The sequence below is a fragment of the Vibrio sp. Y176 genome, assembly GCF_033438945.1.
This window is the reverse complement of sequence record NZ_JAWOQS010001061.1, coordinates 1-541: the sequence shown is the minus strand read 5'-3', so window position 1 is coordinate 541 and position 541 is coordinate 1. Positions and strand designations below refer to the sequence as shown.

1 protein-coding gene is annotated in these 541 nt (G+C 46.6%); it reads left to right on the top strand.

The genetic code is table 11. The features are described from left to right. Positions 1–541, top strand: a 541-nt coding sequence (locus R7O13_RS30200) for a helical backbone metal receptor (protein WP_318305637.1), incomplete at both ends; no start/stop codon positions are given.

Sequence of the window (541 nt, the reverse complement as noted above, 5' to 3'; positions counted from 1 at the left end):
CACGCCACAGAGATCGCTTATGCAGCTGGCTTAGGTGACAAACTGATCGCTGTGAGTGAGATGAGTGATTATCCGAAGGAAGCTGGCGAACTGGAGAAAGTATCCAATTACCAAGGCATAAAGTTGGAACGCATCATTGCCCTTCAGCCCGATCTCGTCATTGCTTGGCCTGCGGGTAACCCCGCCAAAGAGCTCGAAAAGTTAAAACAATTTGGCGTACCTATCTACTACTCAACCACGGGTACTTTAGAAGACATCGCAAATAATATTGAGCAGCTGAGTCAATACAGTGATGATCCATCAAAGGGTCAAAAAGCAGCGCGGGACTTTAGAGAGGGACTAACTGCTCTCAAAGCGACATACAACACCACAGAGAAAGTCCGCTATTTTTATCAACTCAGCGAAAAGCCGATCATTACTGTGGCAGGTAAAAACTGGCCGAGCGAAGTATTGAACTTCTGTGGTGGTGAAAATGTATGTGCCAATACAGCAGCACCCTATCCTCAAGTCAGTATCGAGCAAGTGATAACACGTCAACCTG